We start from the raw sequence: 23,760 nt of genomic DNA, 5'->3' as shown, positions 1-23,760 counted from the left end.
GAGGCGCGCGGGAGGTGCGCTCTTATAAAACAAGCGGCGGTCGGCTCCGCCAATAGCCTTGAAGGGTCTTTCCGATGCCTATGCTCAACATTCATCACCGCACGACCTACAGTTTTCGAGAGAACGTGTCGCTATCTCCGCACCGGCTTATGCTCAGGCCGCGTGAGGGCCGCGAGCTGAGGCTGCTGAGCCATGACATATCGACGTCTCCTGAGGCTGAACTGAGCTGGTCGAACGACGTGTTCGGCAATGCGATTGCTTCGGCGACGTTCCCGACCCGCAGCGACAGCCTCGTGGTGGACAGTTCGGCGACCGTCGATCTGACGGCGTCAGCCTGGCCCGTGTTCGACATCGCCGCATATGCGATCAGCTATCCGTTCCTGTACGTCGACAACGACTGGACTGACCTCGGAGCGCTGACCGTTCAACAGTATGATGATGTCGAGCAGCAGCTTGCAACATGGGCGCGCGGCTTTGTCGCCAGCACGCCGACAGACACATTGTCCCTCCTCAAGGATATTAGTCTGGGAATCGCGACGTCTATGTCTTACCAGAGCCGGGAAGAGGAAGGCACACAGGCGCCGCTGAGCACCCTTGATCGGGGCTGGGGCTCCTGCCGGGACTTTGCAGTTTTGTTCGTGGAGACGGTACGCAGCCTGGGGTTCGGCGCACGGATTGTTTCAGGCTATCTGTTCAATCCGGACGGAAAAGTCACCGGATCGACCGACGATGGATCGACGCATGCCTGGGCAGAGGTCTTCGTTCCGGGCGCAGGCTGGATCACATTCGATCCAACGAACCGCAGCATGGGGGGCGCCAACCTGGTCCCGGTCGCTGTAACCCGCGACATCGCCCACGCCGTTCCGATTTCCGGGAGTTTCGTGGGCGCGACGGACGCCTTTCTGTCGATGAACGTGGCGGTAGAGGTCAAAGCAATCGACTCGGCTCAAGCCGCGCGGCGCTAGAGCGGTTGGATTGAGGTGGCTCAATTCTCGCGTTTTTGAGCTCCCCCGCTCTTGAAGAAATTGGAACCTCGAGCGGATTGGGCCGACAATGACCGACATCCACGACGCAATGCTCGGGGCACAGTCGCTTCAGGAGATCCCCTCCGGTACATTGCGTATCAACGCGTTTGCGTCGGCGGCGCGCGAGGTAATGGAACCGCTCATCCTGTCGTTCCTGCAGCGCTACCCCCAGGTGCGGGTGGACCTGGCCACCAAAGGTAAACTTGGAGAGGTAGGGGGCATGGGACCGGGTAACTGGGTCCGATCAAATTGGTTTCAGCCATCTGTGACATTCTTGAGGCTTTTCGTTACAGCTCATCAGTGCCGCCCCCGCGCGCTTGAGCTTTCGGAAAACCGGCGTCGCTGAGCAGGTCATCGCGGCCGTTACCCGAGCGCTGCAGACGGAATAGCCTCTGCACACGTCCATCGGGGAATTCTTATCAGATCGTCATTTCGAAGGTGAACCTGGTCTCGCCCTCCGACGACCTCACCACTAAAGTGCCGCCATGTGCCTTGGCGATCTCGCTTGCTATGAAGAGGCCAAGGCCAAGCCCCTCTTTATAGCCGTGCGATTCTCCCCGAGCGAAGGGATCGAACAGCTTTGGTATGACCTCCTCCGGGATCGACGGACCACCGTTTGCGATCCATACGCGGAAAAGGCCGCTATCCGTCGTTTCTGCGTGGAAGTGTATGGGGGTAGCCCTGTCGCCGTGCGTCAAGGCATTTCCGAGCAGGTTCGAAACCAGTTGCCCGATTTTCGAGGCATCGCATTTGACCGGCTGCGTGACGTCGTAGGTCGCCACGATTTCGTGCGCGGGATTTGATGCCCGCAATTCCTGCACGACCTGATCGAGCAGCGGCTCGAGGGCCTGCTCTGGATGCAATTCCACACCGATCCCGCCGCCGAGGCGGGCGCGCGTGAAATCCAGCACGTTGTCAATGAGGCCGGACATCCTGAGCGCGCTGCCCTGCATCAGCGCGATCACCTGCCGGCTGCGATCGCTCAGTGTTTCCTTGCCCAGTATGCGCGCTGCCGCGGATATGGACGCCAGCGGATTTCGAAGGTCGTGGCCGAGGATGGCGATGAACTGTTCTCGCAGAACCCCGTCCGACTGCTGCTGCGCAAGGTCCTTTTCGGCGCTGTCACGCGCACTGACGAGTTGCCGTTCATACAGTCGGCGTTCTCCCGCATGCACGAACGCGATGCGGGTCATGTCCTCAAGCCCCGAGCTATTTGGGGCCGAAGAGGCTGCCATGATAACCGGAACCGCGGTGCCATCGACTCTCTTCAGATCGAGTGTGACTTCGCTGACGGCCTGCTGCAGCTTCAGGAGCGGCGCAAGGTTGGTTTCATACAGAATGCGGGCGGCGATGCTGAAAATGTCGCGCAGACGTTTGCCATCGAGACCGCCCGCCGGATATCCCAGCACCGTCGACATCCAGGCGTTTGCGCCGACGATGACCCCACCGGTGTCGACCAGCAGGTAGCCGCACGGTGCGTCGTCGAATAGTTGCTTATAGTCCAGGTCCGCTTTTTTCTCTGTCATCCAGTGTTTCAGACAAATTCCATGATCGCCCTGGTGACCTCCGCCGGCGCGCTGAGGTTGGGGCAATGTCCGGTCGCGTCGAGAAGGACAAGCGTGCTGCCGGCGACATGATCTCGAACATACGCGCCGACATGTTCGCCCGCGATGATGTCATCCCGGCATTGCAGGATCAATGTGCGAGCCGTGACTCTCGGCAGATCCGCGCGGTTGTCGGACGTGAACGTCGCGCGTGCAAACTGGAGTGCGATTTGCGGATCGGTCCGGCAGAAGCTTTGGGTCAGCTCTTGGCCGAGTTCAGGCCGATCGGCATTACCCATGATCGCCGGGGCCATAGCCGCCGACCAGGCGAGCGGATTGTCCGCGAATGACGCCAGGAGCTCATCGATGTCTGATGCACCGAAACCCCCGAGGTAATCGCCATCGTCTATGTAGCGCGGCGAAGGGCCGACCATGATCAGTGTCCCGAAAATCTCGGGAGCCTTGATGGAAGCCAGAACGCCAATCATCGCACTGACCGAGTGCCCGACAAATATCCCGTTCCGGATACCAAGTTCGCGGCCGATATCAACGATGTCGGTCGCATAGCCATCAAGTGAGGCGTATTTCTCCGCGTCGTAGGCGCCAAGGTCGGATCCGCCGGCGCCGACATGGTCCATCGTGGCGACCTTGAACCTCTGCTCGAAGTGCGGCGCCACAAAGCGCCACATGGCCTGGTCGCATCCGAACCCGTGGGCGAACAGCATTGTGCGGTCGCCCGCACCGGAGACTTTTACGTTATTTCGGGTGACGGCTGACAATGTGCTTTCCAAACGAGAGTTCTCGCCACCACGCCTGTGGATGGAAAGGTGTTGTACCTTATTGCACTTTAAGACCAGCGTCTACTTATGTCGACGGAGCCTGACAGAGGACCTTTCGACGCAACGACCGGGACTCTGTCCAGCGGCGCGCCACGCGGTCGCGGCTTTCAGGTAGAGATAGTCACATGGCTCGATAGCGAAGGGCATCGACGATCAGACGGAATGCAGGTTTCTTCTGATTCACCCGCGCCGGATGGCTGGCAGACGTCCTTGAAATATATCACTATTATGGGACGCTATGTGCCGCCGACATCTGCGCTTCCACGCACCGCATTGATCACGATATCCGCACGAACGGCCCGGTTCTTCAGAACGCCCGGAATTTTCTGAAGGCCCAGCAGCCGCCCACGCTCATCGTAACCGGCAAGAATGATCTCCTGTTCAACGGTGACAACCAGCAGAAGTATCTCAGTGTCCTCCCCAAGGTAGAGCTGCATCTGCTCGACAGCGGCCACTGTGCCCTTGCCGACAAGGGTAGCGAGATCGCCGGCCGCTTCCACGAATTCCTTGGCCGCGTGATCTAGTCCAGGTCGCCTCTTGAAGCGCGCTGCAGCTCCAGAGTTCGTCCGACTCTGGGGCTGCAGGGCACAGCGCGTCCATCGAAAAGGCCACCGTGCGCGACCTAGCACGCTCCTGGATCCTCGACCTCAAGACTACAGGCGTCAGGGTCAAACGTCTCGCCAAGGCCGATCCACACGACGGGACTGGTGGAACTCGCCGGTGATGATAAGGCGCAGCAACACGGTCTTCTGGATTACCTCGCTTGGACCGTTCGGCTTGGCCGCCTCAACGAACCCGAAGAGATCGCAAAGATTGCGCGATTCCTTGCGACGGATGAGCCGAGATTCGGCAATGGCGCCGAGATCTTTGCCAATGGCGGCGAGGGACAGGTATAGTTCCGGCAGGGCGGCTTCGGCCGCCGTCAAACTGCTGCGGTTCCTCGAAGCGGGACTAGTTACGTGCTCTTGATGGGAGTCGAACCGCCAACCCGCCCTCTGGCCATATCGCGGGACTTTACCCACCGGACAACGAAATAAAAACAAGACGGACATCAGGTTCGCGCAAGTTAAAACCTGCAACCTGTAGTTAATTATTAACCAAATAGGGATTGGCCGAATGCAAGTGTCTACATCCGTTTACAATTTTCGAATTCCCACCCAGCTGCGAACAGTGCTCGATGATACACAGTATCCGGCCGGCGATGACAAGCAGCAAACCCCATCGTCCATCCAGCGCGACATAGGTGGTGATTTCAGTCCTGGAAGCGCACAAACCGGCTTGCAGTCCGCCTTGGTGGCAAATGCACTAAACAGCGACGGTGACACCTCAACTTCATCAAGCGGTCACGCTAAGAACATCTTGGATAGCCTTTCGCCATCCGATATCAAGCTAATAACGGATGCGACGGGCTCCACATACACAAACGGTGAACTGGTCGGTGGAAACGGAATTGACAGTGGCGATCTTCAGATAGCGTTGTATGCGCTTCGCACGACGGGGACCGGCGAGCTCGGATCCCCGGCTATTCCTGTCACGGGCGATATCACCGCTGATCAACTGCGAGCGGTTGTCGCACATGGTATGACCGTCGACAACTACAGTGCTATCAACAAAGCGCTCGATATTCTGGATTCTCAGGGCACTCCTAGCGGAAGCACCATTTGACCGATCGACCCAAGTCAATCAGGCTTTGGAACCGCCCTCGCCACTGAGCCGGCCTTTTTAAAGCCGGTTTCTGGCGATCCGATCCGGCAGGTCATACTTACCGGATGGTCCTCGCTAAGGACATCCTTGTTACGAAGTTCGATTTTCCAGGCGATACCAGACATCTTGGCGCAATCTTGTTCTGATACGGCCAAAGTGTAGGTTCTGTCACTTTGCGGAAGTATGTACATGCCGCTTTGATCTACATTGAATATTTTAAGCCCAGCGAAGCTATAGCCCTCAACATTTACCGAGTCTACAAACTCATGAACGTTACTGTCGTTATGGACAGTCAATCTTAATTCGCCGGGCATCGTTCGAAGCGACAGATTTGGCCTCCGTTCGATTAAAACCTTCGGCCTTATAAAGATTGGCAGACTGTAACTGTAGGTAACAGCGACCTGGCCGTTCCTTATCTCGCTGGAAGTCATGATGACGCGGTATGTTCCCTCCACATCATCCTGAAGATTTTTAGTCGCTTCAATTTCCAAGGCGCCGCCTGCATGAGGCAGCAGTTCTATAAGACTAGGCTCAATTGCGATCTCGTCTGTCTGTTGAAGGTTATCATTGCCCTCTTCATCTGATCGCCACCTTACCAGGTTCGCAGTCCATTGAATTGGAAAATCTTCATTGTTAAATATTCGAAGTGTCGCCTTAGGTTCGCTATCACTCAAGTAAAATGTCGTTGGGTCAAACAAAGGGTCAGCTTGGGCAGTCTCTTTCGAGACGAAAGCCAGGAACGCGAACACGACAAACGTAGAGCGAGAAGAATCGGGCATAAATTCCTCGCTGAAGTTGGCCCCTCCAAAGCATCTGAAGCAGGTTTAACCGCTTCAGATGCCGCCACTGGCCGCTAGATAATCTTCCCGGCCAACGAAAATCCAAAATCAGAACGTGTAATTTACGGAGAGATGAATGAGAGAGCTCGGGGTAGGTGAGCTGACAAATGTCTTAGTTGTAGAGCTGACTGCATTGTATTCAAACGTCCAGCTCGCCGTTGCAGATTTGCCCGACCAGAACGTATCATTCGAATCGGACGCACCCACGACTTGACCGCACTTGCCAGCGTTGCTTCCAACGGTGGCAACGCAAGCGATTGTATTCAAGGTATAGCTTGGATTGTTCGGGTTGAATGGGGGGGCAGTGTAGCCGCCCGAAAAAGTGACGGTCGATACGAGGGCGGTGCTGGGAGTGCCAGCCAACGCTGCAATAGGACTTGCAGAATACCAGAAATTGGACTGGAAGATCGAGGGCTCAGTCCCCGAAGAATTCCACGAGCCGCTCGAGGCCAATGCTGGGGTCGCCATTGCGGCTGCAACAAAAGCTAAGGCCGCAATCGAAGAAAGTAATTTCCGCATTTCAATTCTCCTCAAATTTGAATTTGCAGTCTCACTTAGAAGGGCTTGTATTGTCACTTGCGGTTGCAATTGTTAGCGACGTTGAAAAACAAGCACAAGTAGGAAATTATGAAATTTATAAATCACAATTTGTCGTATTGATTGTAACTTACAATCGATGAATGATGTGTCGAGATGATGCACACGTTTTCCGGACGACTATGAGGTATTAGATTACGCGATAATTTCGTTCTTGCGTTGTGTTTAAATCGGAGCCTATTCTCTTCGCCCAGTTAGGATAGAGGTTTAGGCTGACAGCTGGAGTTCGCTGGATGAGTTTGCGGGCAAAATCATGGCTCCCACCGAGGCTGCCCCGTTGCTGAATATCCGTTCGCTTTCAAAGATCTATTCCGGAAATGGTTTATCCGTCCCAGTGTTGCGGAACCTTACGCTTTCGATAGGCGCGAGGGAGCTTTGTGCCATCACAGGTCCTTCTGGTTCTGGAAAAACAACTCTGATGAATCTCATTGGCCTTCTAGACCGGCCCAGCGCCGGCGAAATCGAAATTGCTGGCAGAGCAACTTCTTCACTGAGTGCCGATGATGCCGCAAACATGCGCAACAGCGTTATCGGCTTCGTTTTCCAATCTTTCCATCTTTTGCCGCGGTTGACCGCGGTGGACAACGTTGCACTTCCTTTGATTTATTGCGGTGTTAGCCTATCCGCTCGCCGAGCCAGAGCTCGCCAAGTCCTTCGGGAGGTTGGGCTTGAATCGAGACTAATGCACAAACCAGACATGCTATCCGGAGGCCAGCGGCAGCGTGTAGCCATAGCGCGCGCTCTTATCACCCAACCTTCCCTGCTGTTGGCTGATGAGCCTACTGGCAACCTTGATACCCAATCCGCCAACGAGATTTTAAGTCTGTTTTTGGCGCTGAACGCGACACTCGGTACAACCACAATCATTATCACCCACGACCCAACGGTCGCTGCGCGCTGCCCGCGCAGAATCGTCATGCGCGACGGCAATATTTTCGATGATAATCGCGGTGAATTGCGGAGATATGTTTCGTGATCTCGCACACTGGAAGAAGCGTTTCATGGGAGATCGTTTGCGAAACGTTAAAAGGTGTCGGTGCGCCAAAAGCGAGATCCATCCTTGCGTTGATCGGAGTCGCGATCGGGACAGCTGCGGTTATTGCCATGTCGCACGTCGGCTATGATGCGAAGCTGGAAGCGCTTCGTCAATTTGAAAGCCTTGGGGTGGATCTAGTCTCGATCACATTTCAAACAGGCGGCGCGGCAGAGAGCAAACGACCGGGGCTCGAGACGATTTTATCTCTCCCGTCAGCAGGAACAGGCCTAAGCGATGTAGCGGCGATAGTGCAGGGCGGATTTTCCTTGCCACAGGGCGAGTCGCAACTACAGGTTATAGTATTGGGAGCGACTCAGGATATATATAGCTTAACGAAGACCCGGCTCGTAGCCGGTCGTTTTACGTCTGATCTGGATGATTTCGCACCCTTTGCCGTCCTTGGCTCCGATATTGCCAGTGCGGTCGAGACAACCCACGGAAGGCCAACGAAAGTCGGGGATACGGTAACTATAGGCGGCCAGGTTCTCACGATAATCGGCCTGCTGGCGCCTACCGAGCCGAACATGATATTGGGATTAGATATGAACCGCTCGGTCGTCATTCCCTTCAAGGCTGCTCGCCGCATGATCTCCAATCCGGAAGTCACCAGTATAGCGGGTCGACTTTCTCCAGGCGTGGACGATAGTCTCTCTGCCGATCGCACAAAAAAATATCTTGAACGGCACCTTCGTAACGGGTCGGCCAATGTTCAGACTGCACGGCAGATAATTCGAAGCCTCGAAGGCCAGATGAGAATATACGCCGTGCTGCTACTCGGGATCGGAACCGTCTCGATGATTGTGGGCGGTGTAGGCGTCATGAATGTTATGCTCATGAGCGTTATGGAGCGGCGGCAGGAGATTGGGCTGAGACAAGCCTTGGGTGCCCGCCGGAAAGATATCCGGTTGATGTTTTTGACCGAGGCTCTGGCGCTATCATTGGCCGGCAGTGTGATTGGTATTGCAATCGGCTATATCGCGGGTTGGATCTTTGCCCTCAGTGCCGACTGGCAATTTCAGCCAGCACCTGCGGCTATTCCGCTAGGAATAGGGATGGCAATTGTCGTCGGCCTATTTTTCGGCATCTATCCGGCATCTCGGGCGGCTCGGCTAGAGCCGATCGCAGCGCTACGGGCCGATTGAGGGAGACTTAGCGAATGGCACCTTTGCCTGATCGTGAAAGTCGAGAACGATACTCGTTGCTCTGCCTCGTGTCCGCGAGTTTCGTCTTTGTTTTGGGAACAGCAGCCAGCGCCACTCAGATTCCGATTCCAATTCCTCGGCCCGATCAAACAGCTTCACAACCAGAATTAACACAGTCCCCCCTTTCACCGCCGGGACCGGTGCTGTTTTCGGGTAAAGAGCTAACGCTGGAAGATGCCGTTTTTCTCGGTCTCAGGAACAACAGGGCAATCAAAAGCGCCTATATTGACCGCGTGTCTCAGCGGTTTGGGCTTCGTGTGGCCGAAGATCGCTTTACCCCTCAATTTGGCGTCTCTGGAGATGTTAGCCACCAACAGGTGGGCGGTATTGAATCCTCGACTCTTGAGGTATCCCCCACTGTCTCGCTTTTGACAAAGACGGGGGCGACACTCGATTTCGCTTGGAATACAGCTGCAGGTTGGCAAGATTCCGCGAATAGTTTTAGTTCTGCCGCCCAAATAGGAATCGAACAACCCTTGCTTCGCGGTGCCGGTATCGAGGTAAACATGGCTCCGGTCGAGTCGGCCAGGCTCCAGGAGCTAGTCAATAAATTGCAATTAAAAGCAACCGTATCGGAGACAATTGCCTCCATCATCGTTGCCCATCGCGCCCTTCTTGCGGCCCAACAGGAATTGCAGCTTGCTCAGGCTTCCGTCGATCGAGCGGAGGATCTGCTTGCAATGAACGACGCCCTAATCGCGGCCGGCAGGATGGCGCCGATGGATGCTGTCCAAACGCAAGCCGATATCGAAAGCCAGAAGCTCAGAGTTTTGCAGGCTAGACAAACGGTCGAAGCAAGTCGGCTAGCTCTTCTCGATCTCCTAGCGGTGGATCTCAGTACAAAAATAGTCGCTGTCGAAAATTTGGATCCGAAGAAGGCGAACACCAGCGTCATCAAATTGCTGCCGATCGCACTTGCCGAACGGCAGGATTATCTCGGACAGATGTACGTGATCGAACAGAACCGTCTTGGCATTACTGTGGCGAAGAACCAACAGCTTTGGGATGTCTCGCTTTTTGCCCAAGCTCGGTTGGGCAACCAATACAGTGGTGGGGCCGGTTCAAACAGAATCGGCGACGTTACAGCAGGCTTGAAATTCGCAATCCCGATCAACGATCTCAGCCGTCAGCAGCAGCTGGTCGATGCGAATACCACTTACCAGGATGCACAGGTTCAGCTGGGAACCATCCGTTCTGGAATCGAGATGCAGGTGCGAGGAACAGCTTCCCAGGTCGACCTTCTTTGGCAACAGCTCGCTGTCGCGGAAAAGTCGCGCGATCTTGCATTGCAGGCCGTGACGATCGAAAAGGCCAAACTCAATGCCGGCCGATCGACAACATTTCAGGTGCGCTCACTGGAAGACAACCTCAGGGACAGCGAGAGCCAACTATTAGACGCCCGTATAGGTTACATGAACGCCTTGACCCAACTCGACCTTCAGCTGGGAACGACACTTGCGACTTGGCATATTGACCTAAAGGATTGACGGATGACCAATCCCCTGGCTGCGACAGACGATGACGGCGGAAAACGGCACCTCTCCCCCGCTTCCGAGAGAGCTATTTTGCCGACAGATGCAGGGCGTGGCCGCAGCGCCCGTTGGTTGGCGACTGCAGCCGCCACCGTGATTGTCGCGGGTTCGTGCTCCGCGGCTTGGTTTTTTCAATGGGGCCGTGGAGGTACAATAGAGAGAACTCAAACGAGCACCACCCACGACGAATTGTTCACCGTGGTAACTCAACCCATCTCAACAGAACTCAATATTCTTGGCACAATCGGCCCAGCGCGCTCGGTGGCAGTGGTCGCGCCTTTCGACGGCATGATCAGTGAGAGGCTAGCGCAGATCGGCGACACGGTGAAGGTCGGAGACCTCCTGTTGACGCTCGATGCCAGCGATATCATGAGCGAGTATCGGGCCGCACAATCCGCATATTTAAAGGCGCAGATGGCCGTTCAAAGCATGCAACGATGGGAGAGTAGCGCCGATGTCCTTCGGGCGAAACGGACTTTGAACGCCTCCGAAGCGACCCTCGGCGCGCTCGATCGTCAACTTCAAGACATCAAAGGGCTGTTCGACCAGGGGATCATTTCTCGAAATGAATACGACGGCCTTGCGCAGCAACGCGACGCCGAACAAGCCCAAGTCGAAGGCAATCGCCAAGATCTCGACGCGACCCTTGAACGTGGGGATGCAGAGAACCGGCGGCTTCTCGACCTCGATCTGGACAATGCTGCCGATAAGCTCAACGAGCTGAAACAGCAGCTAGCAGGCGCGAAGATCGCAACAGCTGTCTCAGGAGTGTTGACCAGTCCGCCGGCGGATAAAAGTGGCGAGCGGATTTCGATCGAGCCCGGCGCTCGGGTCGGGCGCGGCACACCACTTTTTGCAATCGCCGATACAACAAGCTTCGTCGCGACTGGCACTGTCGATGAGCTTGACGTCAATAAGCTCAAAGTAGGACAGCCTGTGACGATCGCAAGCGACGCCATTCCCGGAGAAAGCCTGGCGGGTACGTTAGCGTCAGTAAGCTCCGAGGCGATACAACAACAGGGCTTCGGACAAGAATCCTTGTTCGAGGTACGCGTTTCGTTCAGACCTCGAACTGAAGCGCAACGCCAGGCGATACGGATCGGAATGTCCGCTCGAATATCAATCCAGACTTTTTCGAATCCGGCAATGATTGTCGTTCCAATCGAAGCGATCGGGGGAGTTGCCGACCGGGCGTCGGTATCCATCGTACACGGCGGCACTGTGGACACGGTCCCCGTTCAACTTGGCGCAACCTTTCCATCAGGAATCGAGATCCGATCGGGACTTGAGCCGGGCGATCAAGTCCTCGTGCACAAGTCGTCGCAGGCTGTCAGTGAGCCGGGGGGACCTCCCAGCGTCGAGGGAAAGGCTGGGGCACGTTCTCCGAGTTGAAGCCAAAAAGCAGCTTTGACTACTTCGACAATATTTATTGGACTATCAGGCGTCGAGAACGCCAACTGCTATTCGGCGCCGAGCGAGGCGGCCTCGTCTACGGTTGACGGAAAATAGTTCTTTTGGATGCCAATTGCTCTTGTTGGGAGTCGAACCGACAACCGTGAACGTGTCGACCAATATGAATGAACGCCGTCTCTCCCGGCCTGATCGACACCCCGATCGGTGGGATCATGCCAGCTTCTGCAGGCCGTAGAGCAGCAGCATACAAATGATCACCGCGCCGTAGATCAGCTGCCGCCCGGCCTCCTCGATCTGCATGACCGACAGGATCGACTGAAGCAGCGTGATCAGGATGACGCCGGCGATGGTTCCGAGATAGGAACCCTTGCCGCCCAGCACATGGGTACCACCGAGGACGACAGCCGCGATCGAGGGCAGCAGATAGGCATCCCCCATCGACTGAGAGGCCTTGGATGCGTAGCCCGCGAGCAATACGCCGCCGAGTGCGCTCAAGGCGCCCGACATGACGAAGGCAAGCAGCGTGATGCGGCGCGTATCGATGCCGGAAAGATAGGCGGCGCGTTCACGATTGCCGATGGCATAGAGCGAGCGACCAAACGTCGTCTGCGTCAGCAGAAAGATCGCGAGAATACCGATAACGAGCCAGACAATCACGCCATTCGGAACGGAGGGGATGATATAGCCCGTCGCTATGAAGCGCATGGCCGGCGAAGCGGAATCCTGCGGCGAAAAACCGCCGGTATAGACGACCATCAGACCCTGCACGACGGCATTTGTAGCCAACGTGATGATCATCGAGGGAATGCGCAGATAAGCGACGGCCGCACCATTGAAGGCGCCGATCATGCCGCCGCACAGGATGCCGAAAGGAATAGCAAAGGCAGAGCCGGCAGTTCCATAGGCCGTCGCTGCACAGGCCATCATTGCACCAGCCGTCACCACCCAGGGCACGGAGAGATCGATCTGCCCGAGCAGGATCACCATCATCATACCGGTCGCGATGACGCCGAGGAACGAGGCGACCTTCAACTGCTGTAGCAGATAGTCGGGAGACAGGAAATTGCGGGAGTAGAGTGAGCCGCCGAGCAGAAGCAAAATGATGCAGCCAAAGGCGATCGCCACGGCAGGATCGATGCTGCGAAGCTTGGCTGGGATCATAGATTGCCGCATCGCGGATGCATCCTCACTCATTGAAACCACTCCAGCCGGTTGCGCACTCGCGCCAATCCGATGGATCCGATGCTGATCGCCACCAGCAGTACGATGCCCTGGAACAGCGGCTGCCAGAGCGGATCGAGATCGAAGACGAAGAGGAGATCGCCGATCGTGCGGAAGGCAAGCGCGCCGAATACGGCGCCGATAGCACTACCCCTGCCGCCAGCAAGCGATACGCCGCCGAGCACGACGGCAGCGATCGAATAGAGCGTGTAGGCATTGCCGCTCGCAAAGGCCGCCTCCCCCGTATAGGAGAAGAAGGTGAGATATAGGCCGCCGATTGATGAGAGGAGCCCACCCAGCGCGTAGGCGGCAAGCTTTGCCCGCTTGATTGGCATGCCGGACATATAAGCCGCGGTTTCGGACGACCCGGCGGCATAGGCCGCGCGGCCGAGCACCGAACGGCTGAACGGCACCCAGATGATCAGGATCGTCAGCGCGAGAACGACGAGGCTTGCCGGGATTACACCGAAGAGCTTCGAGGTGAAGGCATCCGCCAGATCCTCGTTGACGGAACCACCGGGTGACGGGCGCAGCAAAAGCGCAAGACCGAAGAAGACGGCACTCGTAGCGATCGTCGTTACGATCGGCTGTAGACGCCCGAAGATGATGATGAGCCCATTCAGCAAGCCGCAGGTAAGACCGGTCAGGAGAACAGCGATCACGCCAATCCCTGTCTGCAGCGGCGAGCCGACAACGAGCCAGGACGCCAGGCAATTGCAGAGGATCAGGATCATGCCGGCGGAGAGATCGATGCCCGAGGTGATCACGACGAAACATTGGGCCATGGCCACGAAGGCGAGAAGCGTTGCTTTGTTGGCTGCCGTCTGCACGACATTCGGCGTGAAGCCGGCCGGATGGTTGCTGACATAGACGATGAACATGACCACGAATAGCGCGGCCGCGAGCAACGTGCCCTTGTGCTGCGCATACCAGAACCGCCAGTCGCCGGGAGACGTCTTGCTCATTGTCCGATCCTCCGTTCGACGGCATGGGAATTGACATTGAGCGCGCTGCCGATCAGTTCGCGCTCGTTGATCTCGATACCCTCCAACGTGCGGACGATGCTTCCGTCATACATGACGAGTACACGGTCGCAGCAGCCGATCAGCTCGTCATAGTCCGTGGAATAGAAGATGATCGCTGCACCGGCATCGGCAAGTTTGCGCAACAGGGCGTAGATCTCCTGTTTCGTTCCGACGTCGATGCCACGCGTCGGATCGTTGAGCAGGATGATCTTCGGCTTGTTCATCAGCCATTTGGCGATGACGACCTTCTGCTGGTTGCCGCCCGATAGCGCGCCGACCGGCATGTCGATCGTCGCGGCCTTGATGGCGAGCAGCTTCAGCAGTTCATCGATCATCGCCTGTTCTGCAGCCCGGTCGATGACGCCGCCCCTCGAGACGCTGCCAAGCGCGGCAATCGAGAGATTTTCGCGCACCGTCATCGGCAGCATCAGCCCCTCGGTCTTGCGATCCTCCGGGATCAGCGCGACAGAGGTCTCGCCCGATTTTGCCTGTTTCGGGCTCCTGAACATTGCCGGCTGACCGGCGACGTCGATCGTACCCTTGAGGTCGCGCAGCACGCCGAAGAGCGCCAGCAGCAATTCGCGCTGCCCCTGCCCGTCCAGCCCGCCGACGCCGATGACCTCGCCGGGGCGGACATCGAAACTGATATTTGAAAGGCGGTCTCCCCACGACAGGTTCTTGCAGGAGAGCACTGGCGCACGATCGACAGCGCCGGCGGGCTTCGGCGGGAAGACATTGCTATATTCGCGGCCGATCATCAGTTCGACCACCTGCTGGTCGGTCTTGGCTCCAGCCGGATAGGAATCGATGCTGCGGCCGTTGCGAAAGACCGTGCAGTCGTCGGCGAGTGCGGTGATCTCATGCATGCGATGCGAAATATAAATCAGCGCCATACCTTCGGCGCGCAGTCGCTTCAGGACGCCGAACACCTTCTCGACATCGGATTGCGTCAATGCCGAGGTCGCTTCGTCGAGGATGAGCAGGCGCGGCTTGCGGGCGAGTGCCTTGGCGATTTCGACCATTTGCCGGCGCGACAGCGGCAAGTCCTTCACGAGGGACGACGAGTGGATGTCCGATGCCCCGGCCCGCGCCAGCGCTTCCTGGGCGATCGCGCGCTGCCTGCGCCTGTCGATCATGCCGAAGCGCAGCGGCGGATTGCTGATGACGATATTGTCAGCAACCGAGAGATCAGGGATGAGCGACAGTTCCTGGAAGACGCAGACGATGCCTGACGCCATCGCCGCCGCCGGCGTGGAGAACGAAACCTCCCGGCAATCGAGCAACATGCGTCCCTCATCCGGTGAAACGACGCCGGCCATGATCTTGATGAGCGTCGATTTGCCGGCGCCGTTCTCTCCGAGCACGGCATGGATGGCGCCCGGACGGATCGAGATGCTGGCATCCTTCAGCGCGATGACGCCGCCGTATCGCTTCGATATGCCGTCCATCCGGAAAAGCGGTTCAGATAGGCTCAAGCGTTCATTCTCCTGCGGTCACAACCAACGCAAGGCTGCGGGCGAAAACGCCCGCAGCAGTCCTGAGAGATGGAGCCTACTGGTCTGCCTTCGTCTGCCCCATGATCTCCTGCGCCGTGAAGTTGATGCCGCAGGTGGGGAAGGCGTTGCCGACGAAGAAATTGTCGGATTCTTTCGGATAGTAGTCCTGGCCTTCCTTGAAGTCCGGATCGGAAACGAGCGCCGTCGGCAGCTTGATCGCCTGCGGGATCACCTGGCCTTCGAGCGCAGCAATCGCGGTCTGGATGGCAACGGCGACCTGCGCCGGGCCGGTACCGGCAGACGTGCACTTCAGTCCGTCGCCGGCATGCGCGGCGCAAAGCTTGCGGAAACCGTTCTCCGTCTCGCCGCCGAAGGGCACGAAGGGATGCTTGGCATCCATCATCGCCTGCACGACACCGGTGTCGCCGCCCTGGGCAGTGAACCCGTCGAAGGGTCCGTTGGTCGCGATAGCATCCGCCGTCGCCTTCTGGGCGACGCCGTCATCCCATTTGCCGACAACTTCGGTCACGTTGAACTTTTTGCCTGAAGCCGCCAGTGTTTCCTTGATGCCGTCGTGACGGTCGGTATCGACCGAAGTGCCGGCCACGCCGCGCACTTCAAGCACCTTGCCGCCGTTCGGCATATGCTTGACCAGCCAGTCGCCCCAGATAACGCCGAGGCCCTTCTGGTCGACGTTGACGTTGATGGCATCCTTGGTGTCGAGCGTGTTGTCGAAGGCGACAAGCACGACACCCGCTTCCTTGGCACGCTTGATGACCGGGCCGAAGGCCGTCGGGTTCTGCGCATCGACGATGACGGCGTCGTAGCCCGCGTCGATGAAGTTGTTGATAGCGGAGATCTGGGCCGGAACGTCCTCACCCGTCGAGACGACCTTGAATTCCTTCAGCTTCGCCTTGACATCGGGCTGTGCGGCATAGGCCTTCGCGGTCTGCACCATCTGAATACGCCAGGTGTTGGCGATATAGCCGTTGGCGAGCGCGATACGGTACGGTCCTTCCTTTTTCGGGAACTGCAGGAACTGCGTGTCGGATGCCCAGGGCGTCATGCACTTGGGGTCGGCCGCGGGGCCCGAAACCACCTTCGGCGCCGCATAGGCGGCGGTGCAGAACAGAGCGAGCATGGGCACTGAAAGGGACGCAAGCCCAATGGGCTTCGCCTTCAATCTCTTAAGCATGGATGTCCTCCTCCTCGGGCGGACCAAAGCCGCCCTTCCAATATGAATTGATTGGCATGCTTCTTGGTCCGGAAGGCTCCATTCCCATCCATATCCGGAACGAGAAAAAGGTAGCATAGTTGACAGCGCTGTCAATTTCTATTTGCTAGCGCTGTCAACTGTGGCATAACTATACTTATTCTATTCGCTACTGCAGCAATATAGAATTTCGGGGAAAATTATTCCATGCGCCGTGTAACATTGGACGATGTTGCAAGTTTTGCCGGTGTTAGCCCGATCACCGTGTCCCGCGTTTTGCGAAAGCCGGATGCCGTTTCCGAGCCGCTCCGCTTGCGTGTCAATGCCGCGGTCAGGGAACTCGGCTACGTGCCGAACATCGCCGCAAGTAGGCTCGCCTCCGCCCGCACCCATGCCATCGGCGTGATTGTTCCCACGCTCTACAACGTTATCTTCGCCGAATATCTGCTGGCGCTGCACGAGGTGCTGGTCGACGGTGGTTTTCAGGTCGTTGTCGTCAACAGCCGCTATTCCGAGGTGGAGGAGGAAAATGCCATCAAGGCGCTGCTCGGCCAGCGGGTGGAGGCGATTATCATCGCCGGCATCCATCATACCGCCCATGCCCGCCAATTGCTTGCGCACGCCAATCTCCCCATCGTCGAGACCTTGGAGCTTTCGCAGGATCCCATCGACATCAACATCGGCATGTCGCAGGAGAGCGCCGGGCGCGCGGCAACGCAGCATCTGATCCAGCGCGGTTTCCGGCGGATCGCCTTCCTGAGCGGCAATCTCGATCATCGCTCCCAATCTCGCCTCGACGGCTATCATCTGGCGATGTGTGAATCGGACTTCAAGGACTTCGAATTGGTGACCCAGCAGCCAAGCCACAGTTCCATCGCACTCGGGTCCGCACTTTGCGCGAACATGTTGGAACGTGGGCGAATGCCCGAGGCAATCTTCTGCACCGATGACAATCTCGCTCTCGGCGCTCTGCAGGAGTGCCGCAAGCGCGGCATCGGCATACCAAACGATATCTCGGTGATCGGCTTTCACGACCTGGAGTTTGCCGCCTGTGCCTCTCCTTCGCTGTCGTCGATCGCGTCGCGCCGGTACGAGACAGGCAGGCTCGCCGCCGAAAAGGTGCTTTCCGCAATCCAAGCCAGCACCCGTCCTGGGGGGGAGCGGATCGATCTCGGTTTCGAAGTGAAGGTGCGAGAGAGCACGGGCGGTTAAGACAACAGCGGGATATCGCGTGACCAACTGACTGCCCGACAAATTGGCTCATTTGCACGATATTCATCTACGGCAAGAAGAACGCAGCGGCCCGCGCCGGCCTCGAGCATACAGAAACTCCGATCATGGCACTACCGACTCTGGGGCTTCTGCCTCTCTGCGTGATCGGCATTGCAGCTTTTTTAGTAGAAGGCGCGGGCATCGACTGGTCAGCCATCTACATGCGCGACGTCTTTGCGGTTGAGCCCTTCATCGGCGGCCTTGGGCTAACATTATTTACCTTCTTCATGGCGGTGGCACGACTGTTCGTCGATCCGCTCGTCGACCGGTCTGGTGCGCGCACCGTTGCAACCTTTCTGCTTGTACTCTCGGTGGCAGGTCTCTGCGCCGTTTGGCTTGCGCCGCACCCCTATGTCGCGCTGGTCGGTTTTGCGCTGATGGGCGGCGGCTGCAGCGCGGTTTATCCTCTCGCTGTTTCTGCAACGGCGCAGAGGACCGATCGCCCGGCCCATCTGAATGTCGCAGCGCTGGCGCAAATGTCCTTCGTCGTGTTCTTCATGGCACCGCCGTTGCTTGGCTTTGTCGCCGAACATGCTGGTATCAGAGTCTCATATCTCGTCTGCCTTCCGATCATCATTACGGCTCTGTGTTTAACAAAAGCGTTGAAGACGCATGAGGTCGAATGCAAGGCCGGGATCGAGAACAGAACCGATCAGGTAGCACGCGGAACAGCTGCCGGAAGCGGCGACAAGGCCTCCGCCGGAATTTGAGTTTTCGGAAGCCATGTGAGCAATCATGTGTCTTGGTCGCCTTGAAGGGACATGAACCCGAGACCCTGTCGTTCAGCCGCTGTACTTGGATCAAATTTCCTAATTCGAGCCGCTACTTGCTCTCGGGAATGACCGGAATGGGGTCAGGAGCGGACCGCCCTCTATGCGTTTCGATTTCAAGTAGTGCAGCCACTCCGCAGCCTGTTCCATTGCGAAAGCCGATCTTCACCAGCAATTTCCCTTGCTCATTTGTGTCGTGCGGCATGCGACGTCAGCCGTGCGAAATCGACCGCCCGGCGAGGAGCGGAGCGTACGTGGCGAGGCGGTGAGATACGAATTCCGTGAACAGCCGCACGCGCTTCGTCTTGCGTGTCTCCCCATGTGTGAGAAGCCATATCGTCGCAGGTGATTTCACATCGATGCCCGGAACTCTCGCCAGCAGGTCATCGGCATCTCCGACGAAGCAGGGCAGTCTGGTCATGCCGATCCCTTGCCTTGCCGCAGCGATCTGCGCGTCAGCGTCAGGCGTCCGGAACGGGATGCCTGTAGCGCGAACCTCCCCTTCGGCGGCCCAGGCCGGAAGAGCTTGATTGCTGAGGACGATTGGCCGGATCGGATCTGACGCACCCGCACGCCACGCAGCCAGTCTTTCGCGCGACATATAGATACCTGCGAGTAGATTCGGACCTTTGAGGGCATGAAGATTGAGAGGGAGGGTTTTGCGATCGGCGACCATTCGGATCGCCACATCCGCCTCCCGATTGGTCAGATTAACAACCTCGCCGGTCGATACGAGTTCCATCTCGATATCTGGATGGAGGCGCGCAAATTCCGCGATATCCGGCATGAGCAGGTGTGTCCCGAGAAACGGGGGCAGCGTAACCCGCAGAAGCCCGCGTACGCTCTGATCGCGCCCGAAGACGCGCGTCTCCAGTTGGTGCGACGAGGCTTCCATCTGGTTCGCAAACTCGAGAACCTCCTCGCCGGCGGCGGTCAGACGGTAGCCTGAAGGCAGCCTTTCGAACATCTGCGCCCCGAGGCGCTCCTCGAGCTGGGCAATCCGTCGCAGCACCGTCGCATGGTTCACTCCCAGGCTTTTTGCGGCAGCCCGCACGGAGCCGCCACGCGCAGCGGCAAGAAAATAGCGAACGTCGTCCCAGTCGATCATGGTCCATTCCCACGCCGCGTAAGCCGGCCTCTGAAGGCCGGTCTACCATACTGGGCCGGATCGCGCATGACATCCGCTGCGTTCTGTGACGTAAGTGGATCGTTTTCGCACCACGGATGCGCGCCAATGCGCACTCCTCGCCGATCGCCAGGGCACCCATATCGAGGGCTGTCGGAGGATATCTCCACAAAGCGATATCCGAGGCGCGACACAAGGAACACATGATATGACCCGATTGAATGGAAAGACCGCCGTAATCACGGGCGGCGCCACCGGCATCGGCCTTGCCGCTGCTAAGCGCTTCATCGAGGAGGGTGCCTTCGTCTTCATCTACGGCCGTCGACAGCAAGCACTCGATGTGGCTGTGGCCGAGCTTGGACCCAACGCCCGAGCGGTGAAGGGCTCGGTCTCGGATGAGGCCGATCTGGATCGGCTCTACGCGGCGGTGAAAGTCGAGCGCGGAAGCCTCGACATCGTCTTCGCAAATGCCGGGGCCGGAAGCCCGCTGCCTCTGGGCCAGATCACCGCCAAGCACATCGACGAGACCTTTGACACCAACGTGAAGGGCACGATCTTCACGGTTCAGAAGGCGCTACCACTGATGGGCCCGGGCGGTTCGATCATCCTGACGGGATCGAGCGCTGGGACCACCGGCGCCCCCGCATTCACCGCCTATAGCGCCAGCAAGGCAGCCGTGCGCAATCTCGCGCGGACCTGGGCCGAGGATCTGAAGGGTACCGGCATCCGGGTCAACGTGCTGTCGCCCGGCGCGACGGCGACCGAACTCGCCAAGGAAGCGCTCGGAGAGGAGGGCCAGAAGGCCTACGGCGAAATGACGCCGCTCCAGCGCATGGCCGATCCGGCGGAGATCGCGGCCGCGGCCGCATTCCTCGCGTCGGACGACAGCAGCTTCATGACCGCCAGCGAAGTCGCCGTCGACGGCGGCCTGGCCCAACTCTGACCCCGGCACGGCTCCGTGCCTAACCACAACGAAGGACAAGAGATTATGAAAGCACTCGAAGGTAAGATCGCAGTCATCACGGGCGGAAGCAGCGGGATCGGCTTGGCCACAGCCAAGCGTTTCGTGGAAGAAGGTGCACAGGTCGTGATCATTGGGCGTCGCGAGAAAGCCATACAAGAGGCCGCGGCCCTTATCGGGAAGAATGTGACAACAGTCGTCGGCGACGTCTCGCGCCTGGAAGATCTGGACCGGCTCTATGACGTCGTGAAGGAGAAACATGGTCACATCGACATTCTCTTCGCGAACGCGGGCGCAGGGACAGTCGCGCCGCTTGCTGCAGCCACGGAGGACCATTTTGATCAGACCTTCGATGTAAACGTGAAAGGTATGTTCTTCACGGTGCAGAAGGCCCTTCCTCTTTTTAAGAGTGGCGGTTCGATCATTCTGAACTCGTCGGTTGCGAACGTGAAGGGGTTGCCGGCGTTTAGCGCCTATGCAGCAAGCAAGGCAGCTGTTCGCAGCTTCGCGCGCTCCTGGACCATGGAGTTGCTGGACCGAAGAATCCGCGTCAATACGATGAGCCCAGGCGCAATCGAAACTCCCGCTTTGGCGACAACAACTGGCCTCACCGCCGAGCAGGCCGAAGCGGCCGTTGCCCAGTTTACTTCACAGATCCCGATGGGTCGCAGGGGCAAGCCAGAGGAAATCGCGGCGGCCCTCACGTTCCTCGCCTCCGATCAAAGCTCCTACATCACCGGCATAGATCTCGCCGTCGACGGTGGTTGGGCGCAGGTCTGACCCTGCATTCACGTAGGATTGGAGAGCACTATGAGCTATGCAATTATCGGCTTCGGCAATATCGGCCGAGCCCTAGCCAAGGCTTTCGCACGCAACAGCATCGAAGTGACCGTTGCAACCACGCGCGATCCGGAGAGCTTTGCTGCTGATGCGGCCGCGATCGGACCCAAAATTCTCCCCGGAACGCTCGCGGAAGCGGTCGAAGCAGACATCATCTTTCTGGCTGTTCGCTTCCAATCGCACCGGGACGTCGCAAAGGCACTCCCGAGTTGGCAGGGTAAGATCATCGTCGATGTGACCAATGCACGCGGCGTGAACCCTAAGGACTTGGCGGGACAACCGTCTTCCAAGGCCATCGCGCAAATCTACACAGGCGCAAGACTGGTCAAGGGCTTTAACCATTTGCCTGCCGCGATCCTTGAGCAAGACCCGGTCGAACATGGCGGCACGAGGGTGGTTTTTTTGGCGAGCGACGATGACGGCGCCGTAGATCAAATTTCGGCGCTGGCGGAAAATATCGGTTTCGCCCCGATTAAACTTGGCGGGCTTTCGGAAGGCGGGTTGCTTGTCCAGTCGTTCGGAAGCAGCTGGGGTCAACTTGTCTTCCAGCACCTGGTGAAGTTCGGCTGATGGGCACCACAGCCGAGAAAACGGAGATATTCCCATGAGTATCGAGAAGAACATCCAGACCGTGAAGAACTTCTTTGCCGCGATCGGTCGCGGCGACAGGGAGGCTCTGCTGGCGCTGGTCGCGGAAGATATCGAGTGGATTATTCCAGGCACTGACTGGCCGCTGGCCGGCACCTACCGCGGACAGGCGGGGCTGGCTGATATGCTGGAGACGGCATCCAGGTCGATGGAAACCTCTACGGAACCCCAGGAGTTTGTCGCACAAGGAGACCGGGTTCTCGTCGTCGGCTTCGCCAACGGGAAGGTCAAAGCCACGAACAAGCCGTTCGAGGACGACTGGATCTTCGCCATCACGGTCCAGGGCGACAAACTGACCAGCATCCGGGAATATGTCGACACGCAAGCGCTGGCCCGGGCCGCGCAGGTGGACACGTCCGGCCCAGCTTAGCGTTGGCCACGTTTCGCAATCGGCTCAGGGTGGCCGGTGGATCACCCAATCAGTCGCCCCTCGCTCGCTGTGCCCATCGAAGACTTTTCCGAAGGAGATACCTATGTACGACCAATCCAAACTATCCGAGTTGATCCGGTTCGCACGCGTAGATGCGGGTGACACCGTCATCGATGTTTATCCAGGCGACGGCAAATGGACGCGCCGGTTCTCCGACATCGTGGGACCCGAAGGTCGAGTCACCAGCTTCGTGCCGGCCGAAGTTGCGCACTTCAAGAACGATCCGGTCGGCCTCATGCGGACGCTCGCGAAAGAGCCCGGCCGGGGAAACGTCAAAGCCGTCTCAGCGGACCTCGTGGCAATGCCGGAGGTCACGCAGCCAGCGGATGTCCTGTGGCTGCACCTGTTCTACCACGATCTCCACACCGCGCTGATGCAGGCCAGAGGCGCGACGGCGGCCGACTTCAATCGAGCTGTCTTCGAACGGCTGAAGCCCGGTGGTTTCTACGTCATCGTCGATCATGCCGCCGCCGCCGGGACCGGCACAGACGATGCCCAGTCATTACATCGCATCGACCCTCTCTACGTGCGCGCGGAGGTGGAGGCTGTCGGCTTCATACTGGATGCGGAAAGCAAGCTGCTTGCGAACGGGAACGATTCACACGCGATCAAGGTCTTCGATCCCTCTATCAAGGGGGAAACCGATCGCTTTGCTTATCGGTTCGTAAAGCCCTGACAGAGGCCGGCGCTAACCTCAAGCCGACCTCTCTAGGATGCCAGGATTGCTCAACTACGCCAGTCTGCAGCAATCGTCAGCTTTCGGGGCTCGCTATGATCGCAACAAGGGTCGGCATCCAAGGGTTCTGCTTCGAAAGCCAGTGTCGAGTGTCTTCGATCGTTCAGTCAGGTTTTCGCACGCCCTGGAAATAGCCCGCGGTAGATGCTGTTCTTTTGCATTTAATCGGGGTCTTCCTCACTTTGTGTGGTTAACAGACCGTTAGCGATGACCCGGCTATGGGCTGGCATGCGAACGAAATCGAAATGGTCGCCCGGTCCGGGTATTAAAGTGCAGAGCGTCGTGTTTAGC

23 protein-coding genes and 2 pseudogenes are annotated in these 23,760 nt (G+C 58.0%); 15 read left to right on the top strand and 10 right to left on the bottom strand.

What is annotated here, in order from left to right; genetic code table 11:
• Positions 1-74 precede the first annotated feature (74 nt).
• Both DTW90_RS32820 and DTW90_RS38180 read left to right on the top strand, forming a co-directional pair.
• The gene (locus tag DTW90_RS32820; protein WP_149343909.1) at positions 75-965 is read left to right on the top strand and encodes a transglutaminase family protein; all 891 of its coding nucleotides are present in this window, start codon (positions 75-77) and stop codon (positions 963-965) included.
• Positions 966-1,053: 88 nt separating this feature from the next.
• Positions 1,054-1,371, top strand: coding sequence for a LysR substrate-binding domain-containing protein (locus DTW90_RS38180; protein WP_348642677.1), 318 nt, complete (start codon positions 1,054-1,056; stop codon positions 1,369-1,371).
• A 73-nt stretch (positions 1,372-1,444) separates the two neighbouring features.
• Here the strand turns inward: DTW90_RS38180 and DTW90_RS32810 are convergent, their stop codons facing one another.
• The 3 genes from DTW90_RS32810 to DTW90_RS32800 form a co-directional block, all read right to left on the bottom strand.
• Positions 1,445-2,551, bottom strand: a complete 1,107-nt coding sequence (locus tag DTW90_RS32810; protein WP_149343907.1) for a PAS domain-containing sensor histidine kinase — start codon at positions 2,549-2,551, stop codon at positions 1,445-1,447.
• Between the two features lie 8 nt (positions 2,552-2,559).
• Positions 2,560-3,348, bottom strand: a complete 789-nt coding sequence (locus DTW90_RS32805; protein WP_149343905.1) for an alpha/beta hydrolase — start codon at positions 3,346-3,348, stop codon at positions 2,560-2,562.
• Between the two features lie 296 nt (positions 3,349-3,644).
• The gene (locus DTW90_RS32800) at positions 3,645-3,908 is read right to left on the bottom strand and encodes a hypothetical protein (RefSeq protein WP_149343903.1); all 264 of its coding nucleotides are present in this window, start codon (positions 3,906-3,908) and stop codon (positions 3,645-3,647) included.
• Between the two features lie 104 nt (positions 3,909-4,012).
• On the opposite strand from DTW90_RS32800, the pseudogene DTW90_RS32795 reads away from it, so the two are divergent.
• Both DTW90_RS32795 and DTW90_RS32790 read left to right on the top strand, forming a co-directional pair.
• Positions 4,013-4,304: pseudogene (locus DTW90_RS32795) on the top strand (SDR family oxidoreductase); the annotation flags it as partial.
• A gap of 220 nt (positions 4,305-4,524) precedes the next feature.
• A complete protein-coding gene (locus DTW90_RS32790; RefSeq protein WP_149343901.1) occupies positions 4,525-5,073 on the top strand; it encodes a hypothetical protein in 549 nt (182 codons plus the stop codon).
• A gap of 14 nt (positions 5,074-5,087) precedes the next feature.
• Here DTW90_RS32790 and DTW90_RS32785 read toward each other — a convergent pair whose 3' ends face one another.
• Positions 5,088-5,891, bottom strand: a complete 804-nt coding sequence (locus DTW90_RS32785; protein ID WP_149343899.1) for a fimbria/pilus periplasmic chaperone — start codon at positions 5,889-5,891, stop codon at positions 5,088-5,090.
• Between the two features lie 108 nt (positions 5,892-5,999).
• Positions 6,000-6,470: a hypothetical protein gene (locus DTW90_RS32780; protein ID WP_149343897.1), complete on the bottom strand. Its 471-nt coding sequence runs from the start codon at positions 6,468-6,470 to the stop codon at positions 6,000-6,002.
• A gap of 331 nt (positions 6,471-6,801) precedes the next feature.
• Here DTW90_RS32780 and DTW90_RS32775 point away from each other — a divergent pair, with 331 nt between their 5' ends.
• The 4 genes from DTW90_RS32775 to DTW90_RS32760 are packed head-to-tail and all read left to right on the top strand — an operon-like array spanning position 6,802 to position 11,710.
• On the top strand, positions 6,802-7,524 hold the full coding sequence (locus tag DTW90_RS32775; protein ID WP_149343896.1) for an ABC transporter ATP-binding protein: 723 nt from the start codon (positions 6,802-6,804) through the stop codon (positions 7,522-7,524).
• The gene (locus tag DTW90_RS32770; RefSeq protein ID WP_149343894.1) at positions 7,521-8,726 is read left to right on the top strand and encodes an ABC transporter permease; all 1,206 of its coding nucleotides are present in this window, start codon (positions 7,521-7,523) and stop codon (positions 8,724-8,726) included. Before DTW90_RS32775 ends, DTW90_RS32770 begins: the two co-directional genes overlap by 4 nt.
• A gap of 14 nt (positions 8,727-8,740) precedes the next feature.
• Complete coding sequence (locus DTW90_RS32765; RefSeq protein WP_149343893.1) at positions 8,741-10,273, top strand: TolC family protein; 1,533 nt, start codon at positions 8,741-8,743, stop codon at positions 10,271-10,273.
• A gap of 3 nt (positions 10,274-10,276) precedes the next feature.
• Entirely contained in the window at positions 10,277-11,710 is a 1,434-nt protein-coding gene (locus tag DTW90_RS32760) for an HlyD family efflux transporter periplasmic adaptor subunit (RefSeq protein WP_149343891.1), read from the top strand.
• A 231-nt stretch (positions 11,711-11,941) separates the two neighbouring features.
• On the opposite strand, the gene DTW90_RS32755 is transcribed toward DTW90_RS32760, so the two are convergent.
• The 4 genes from DTW90_RS32755 to DTW90_RS32740 form a co-directional block, all read right to left on the bottom strand.
• Complete coding sequence (locus DTW90_RS32755; RefSeq protein ID WP_149343889.1) at positions 11,942-12,925, bottom strand: ABC transporter permease; 984 nt, start codon at positions 12,923-12,925, stop codon at positions 11,942-11,944.
• The gene (locus tag DTW90_RS32750) at positions 12,922-13,917 is read right to left on the bottom strand and encodes an ABC transporter permease (protein WP_149343887.1); all 996 of its coding nucleotides are present in this window, start codon (positions 13,915-13,917) and stop codon (positions 12,922-12,924) included. The genes DTW90_RS32755 and DTW90_RS32750 overlap by 4 nt, the downstream gene beginning before the upstream one ends.
• A complete protein-coding gene (locus DTW90_RS32745; protein ID WP_149343885.1) occupies positions 13,914-15,452 on the bottom strand; it encodes a sugar ABC transporter ATP-binding protein in 1,539 nt (512 codons plus the stop codon). Before DTW90_RS32745 ends, DTW90_RS32750 begins: the two co-directional genes overlap by 4 nt.
• Before the next feature lie 76 nt (positions 15,453-15,528).
• A complete protein-coding gene (locus tag DTW90_RS32740) occupies positions 15,529-16,668 on the bottom strand; it encodes a sugar ABC transporter substrate-binding protein (protein WP_149343883.1) in 1,140 nt (379 codons plus the stop codon).
• 225 nt (positions 16,669-16,893) lie between these two features.
• Between DTW90_RS32740 and DTW90_RS32735 the strand changes: the two genes are divergently transcribed.
• Entirely contained in the window at positions 16,894-17,898 is a 1,005-nt protein-coding gene (locus DTW90_RS32735; protein WP_149343881.1) for a LacI family DNA-binding transcriptional regulator, read from the top strand.
• Between the two features lie 119 nt (positions 17,899-18,017).
• Positions 18,018-18,668 (top strand): annotated as a pseudogene (locus DTW90_RS32730) (MFS transporter); the annotation flags it as partial.
• A gap of 271 nt (positions 18,669-18,939) precedes the next feature.
• On the opposite strand, the gene DTW90_RS32725 reads toward DTW90_RS32730, so the two are convergent.
• A complete protein-coding gene (locus DTW90_RS32725) occupies positions 18,940-19,836 on the bottom strand; it encodes a LysR family transcriptional regulator (protein WP_149343880.1) in 897 nt (298 codons plus the stop codon).
• 226 nt (positions 19,837-20,062) lie between these two features.
• Here DTW90_RS32725 and DTW90_RS32720 point away from each other — a divergent pair, with 226 nt between their 5' ends.
• The 5 genes from DTW90_RS32720 (at position 20,063) to DTW90_RS32700 (ending at position 23,409) form a co-directional block, all read left to right on the top strand.
• The gene (locus DTW90_RS32720) at positions 20,063-20,797 is read left to right on the top strand and encodes an SDR family oxidoreductase (protein ID WP_149343878.1); all 735 of its coding nucleotides are present in this window, start codon (positions 20,063-20,065) and stop codon (positions 20,795-20,797) included.
• Positions 20,798-20,842: 45 nt separating this feature from the next.
• A complete protein-coding gene (locus tag DTW90_RS32715) occupies positions 20,843-21,595 on the top strand; it encodes a glucose 1-dehydrogenase (protein WP_149344007.1) in 753 nt (250 codons plus the stop codon).
• A 30-nt stretch (positions 21,596-21,625) separates the two neighbouring features.
• Positions 21,626-22,225, top strand: coding sequence for an NADPH-dependent F420 reductase (locus DTW90_RS32710; protein WP_149343876.1), 600 nt, complete (start codon positions 21,626-21,628; stop codon positions 22,223-22,225).
• A gap of 34 nt (positions 22,226-22,259) precedes the next feature.
• A complete protein-coding gene (locus tag DTW90_RS32705) occupies positions 22,260-22,673 on the top strand; it encodes a nuclear transport factor 2 family protein (RefSeq protein ID WP_149343874.1) in 414 nt (137 codons plus the stop codon).
• Positions 22,674-22,776: 103 nt separating this feature from the next.
• The gene (locus tag DTW90_RS32700; RefSeq protein ID WP_149343873.1) at positions 22,777-23,409 is read left to right on the top strand and encodes a class I SAM-dependent methyltransferase; all 633 of its coding nucleotides are present in this window, start codon (positions 22,777-22,779) and stop codon (positions 23,407-23,409) included.
• Positions 23,410-23,760 lie beyond the last annotated feature (351 nt).

Origin of the sequence: Neorhizobium sp. P12A (genome assembly GCF_008365395.1) — a bacterium.
GTDB lineage: Bacteria > Pseudomonadota > Alphaproteobacteria > Rhizobiales > Rhizobiaceae > Rhizobium.
The sequence above is the reverse complement of the archived record's forward strand: the minus strand, read 5'-3'. Positions and strand labels throughout refer to the sequence as shown.